Source organism: uncultured Leptotrichia sp., assembly GCF_938036635.1.
Taxonomy (GTDB): Bacteria; Fusobacteriota; Fusobacteriia; order Fusobacteriales; family Leptotrichiaceae; genus Leptotrichia; species Leptotrichia hongkongensis.
On record NZ_CALHQO010000492.1, the window covers coordinates 1 to 4,029 of the forward strand.

The window sequence follows — 4,029 nt, forward strand, 5'->3', positions numbered from 1 at the left end:
ATTTTTTAAATGGAGTTTAATATAAAAATCCTCATAAAATAAAAAAGAGAGCGTCTAAATGCACCCTCTTCCATTATTTTCTGAGAATAATCAGTTTATGTTAAAATTTAATTTCACAAAAAACTTTATTTTTTTATTTTTTCCACATCATCTTTTTTCTTTAAATCATTGTCTCTTTCCTTATCTTCCTCCTGTTTTACTCCCCACGCTTCTGGCTTAGGCACACAAATTGGACGTCCTTCTGGCAACATATCCCATATTTTTTTTAATATTCCCATTAGAAATACACCTCTTTTATGTTTACTTTCAAATTTTATTCGTATTCTTTAATTTTTTTGTTGAAATTCTATCAGTTGCAGTTAAAATAGCTTTTAAGCAATCTATTTATAAATCAATTATTTAAACATCTTTGTTCGATGTTTATATTTATTCATATTTTAGGATTTCTAAAATTATTTTTTTCTAAATAATGAGCAAATTTCCATAATTAACATTTCCACTCCTGTTTCCATTTCTATTTTACCAGTCTTTATATCCTTTTCTATTTCCCAGCATCTAAAAACTAATTTTTTTAAACTGGTATTTGTGTAGTTTTGTTCCAGTTCTATTTTTTTGAAAATTACATAGGAATTTGGGATTCTGTTATTGGATTTAAAAATTTCCTTTATTTCTTCAAATTCAATTTTAAAAGTGTTGTAATTTTTACTGAATTTTCGCCCTTTCATTTTTAACGAGCTTATTTTGTACATTATTTCAAGTTCATTGTAAAGAGAATACAAGATTCCCATATATTCTTTTTTTTGCTCCAAGTATCTCATTACATCCGCTGGATTGTTTAACAATATGTTTCGGGTCATTTCATAAATTTGATAATCTTTTTCAATAGATACAATATTTTTAATTTTTTCAATATCAAACTTTTTTCCATCCAGAAAAATCTTAATTTTTGCAACTTCATTTCTGACCTTAAACGGATTGCTTCCTATCATTTCAAGAAGCATTGCCACATCCCTTGCGTTTATATCCAATTCATTTGCAACATAAGCCCGTATTTCCTCTTCTGTTTCCTTTTGAAATAAAAAAACTTCCATTTGCTTATTTTTACTAAATTCATCCAGCAGCTTTTTTAATTTTACTCCAAATTTCCCGTCTTCCTTGTCATAATCAATAATAATTTCCTTATTTACTATCTCAAGATTTGCTACGTATTTCAAAATTTCCTCAATATTTTTAAGCTTTTCCGCTCTTTTTAGTACTACCAGTTCTTGACTTGAAAATATGGAATTAATATTTATTTTTTCCAAAAATTTTTCATTTTCCTTCAAATCCACATCAAAAAAACTTTCACTAATTCCAACATTTTCTTTCCGAATTTTCTCCAAAAGTTCAAAATACTTAAATTCTCTTTGCTTTTTTCCTCCAATAAAATAAATCATTTATTTCCTCACGTCTATAATTATTTTTATTTCTTGAGAAAATTATATCAAATTTTTTGTATAATTTGAACTTTAAAACAAAAAACAAATAAAATTTGTAAAAATTATATTCTATATTTTTCTCTTATTTGATTTTTATATGTTTCAGCCTGAGTTCCGTACACTACTTGAATTCCTTTTCCAGAACGAATTACACCTTTTGCCTGCAATTCTTTCCATCTCGCATCATCAGCAACTATAGAAGCATCTTTTACAGTAACTCTAAGTCTTGTAATGCAGGCATCTATATTTTCTATATTTTCTGCTCCACCTAATGAAACTACTATATTGTCTATAAGTTCTGTATTTTCTTTAGCTTCGTTATAATCTTTTCTTGTGTAAAGTTTATTTTCAGAATCTCCTCTACCTGGTGTAAGAATATTAAATTTCAAAATTAATGTTTTGAACACAAAATAATATACAAGTGCATATACAGGGCCTAATATTAGTATCCAGTAATATGAAGTCTTTGCATTTCCTTGTAAAAGTCCAAAGAAAGTGAAATCTATAATTCCTCTTGAAAATGTAATTCCTACTGCCACATTAAGCACATACATTAGCATATAGGCAAGTCCTTCAAGCACTGCATGAATTACGTATAATACAGGTGCTACAAATAAGAAAGTAAATTCTATCGGTTCAGTTATTCCTGTAAGGAATGATGTCAATGCGGCTGATAGCAATATTCCTTTTATAGCCGCTTTATTCTTGTCATCTGCAGTTCTGTACATTGCAAGGGCTGCTGCAGGTAATCCAAACATCATAGGTAAAAATCCACCTGTCATTGTTTTTGTCGCTGCTGCACTAAAATGTTTTACTGACGGATCTGCAAGCTGTGCAAAGAATATATTTTGCCCTCCTGCTACCATCTGTCCTCCAACTTCCTGATAACCTCCAAGCTGAGTATACCAGAACAGAGGATATATCGCATGGTGTAATCCAAATACATTTAACAATCTCATTGTAAATCCATAGAAGAATGTTCCTATAGCCCCTGTAGCTGCAAACATTTCTCCAGCTTTTACAATTCCCATAAAGATTGTAGGCCAAACAAACGGAAATATTGCTGCCAAAGGAATAAATAAAATAATTGTCATAACAGGCACAAATCTATTTCCACTGAAAAATGCCAAATAATCAGGTAATTTTTTATCTGAAAACTTGTTTGTAATTGCCGAAGCCACAATACCACATACGATACCACCAAACACACCTGTCTGTAATGTAAATATTCCAAGTTCTTTTGCATACAATGCCGCTGTCCCTCTTGCCGCAGCTTCACTCAAACCTTTTCCAATAAGAGCATCATAAGTTACTGAATCAGGAGTTATCCCTTTAAAACTCAAAATTGTCCCTATTATAGTGTGAAAAAGCAAAAATCCCAAAACTGCTGATAACGCTGCTGTTTCTTTATTTTTATTTGCAAGTCCTATAGCTACACCAACTGCAAACAGTAAAGGTAAATTTGCAAAAACAAACAATCCTACATTAGAAAACAGCTGCATAAGATAATTTAACGGCGTTCCTGGTTCAAGAAAAGTTAAATTATATGTTTTTATAAGGACAGGATTCGTAAAAGAACCTCCCACTCCTAAAAGTATTCCCGCCATCGGCAACACTGCGATAGGTAACATAAAAGCCCTACCTATTTTCTGTAATACTGCAAAAATTCCATTATTTTTCATAGCATATACCGTATATTGAAACCATTTAAAATATTATATTTCCTCCTCTCTTTATTATTTTTTAAAACAGTTTCAATAATTTCCTTTCTATAATATTTATTTTTAATTACTAATTTTTATTTCTCCATTTCCCTAACAAATCTTTGAGCAATCTCAAGAGGTCTTGTTATAGCTCCTCCAACAACTACTGCAAACGCACCTAATTCCAGCATTTTTTTTGCCTGCTTCGGCTCGTGTATTTTTCCTTCTGCTATTACTGGAATATGAAGTGTTTTAGCAAGATTTTCTACTAATTCAAAGTCAGGCCCTTCTGATTTTTTACTATAGGGAGTATAGCCACTAAGTGTTGTTCCTACAAAATCTACACCAGCTTTCTCAGCATTCACACCTTCTTCAAATGTTGAAATATCTGCCATTAATAGCACATCAGGATATTTTTCCCTAATTTTTTTTATAAATTCATTTATTGTTTTTGCTTCAGGACGTTCTCTCATTGTACAGTCTAGTGCAATTATATCGGCTTTAGCTTTCACTAAATCATCTATTTCCTTCATTGTTACAGTTATATGCTGAGGAAATCCTTCATATTGCTTTTTGATTAATCCTATAACAGGCAAATCTAAGTTTTTTTTGATTTTTTCAATATCTCTTATTCCATTTGTTCTTATTCCCGCTGCTCCAGCCTGTTCTGCCGCAATAGCCATAAGATGCATTATAGTCCCATTTTCTATATAAAGAGGTTCTCCAGGCAATGCCTGGCACGAAACAACCAATTTCCCTTTTAATTTTTCCAATAATTTTTCTTTACTCATAATTACACCTTCTTTTATCCTTCAATTAATATTTCTTATATTCCTATGTTACCCCAT

Annotated in this window: 4 protein-coding genes; all 4 read right to left on the reverse strand. The window is 30.8% G+C overall.

Translation table 11 applies throughout. The features are described from left to right. Window positions 1–125: 125 nt before the first annotated feature. The 4 genes from Q0370_RS09940 to Q0370_RS09955 all read right to left on the reverse strand — a co-directional run bounded on the left by Q0370_RS09940 (window position 126) and on the right by Q0370_RS09955 (window position 3,972). Window positions 126–278 carry a hypothetical protein gene (locus Q0370_RS09940; RefSeq protein ID WP_299575223.1) on the reverse strand — a complete coding sequence of 51 codons (153 nt, stop codon included), beginning with the start codon at window positions 276–278 and terminating at the stop codon, window positions 126–128. 174 nt (window positions 279–452) lie between these two features. Beyond that, a complete protein-coding gene (gene holA, locus Q0370_RS09945; protein ID WP_299575225.1) occupies window positions 453–1,436 on the reverse strand; it encodes a DNA polymerase III subunit delta in 984 nt (327 codons plus the stop codon). A 104-nt stretch (window positions 1,437–1,540) separates the two neighbouring features. Further along, window positions 1,541–3,160, reverse strand: coding sequence for a PTS transporter subunit EIIC (locus Q0370_RS09950; protein WP_299575228.1), 1,620 nt, complete (start codon window positions 3,158–3,160; stop codon window positions 1,541–1,543). Window positions 3,161–3,276: 116 nt separating this feature from the next. Continuing rightward, window positions 3,277–3,972 (reverse strand): N-acetylmannosamine-6-phosphate 2-epimerase, encoded by a 696-nt coding sequence (locus tag Q0370_RS09955; RefSeq protein ID WP_299575230.1) that lies wholly within the window; start codon window positions 3,970–3,972, stop codon window positions 3,277–3,279. Window positions 3,973–4,029 lie beyond the last annotated feature (57 nt).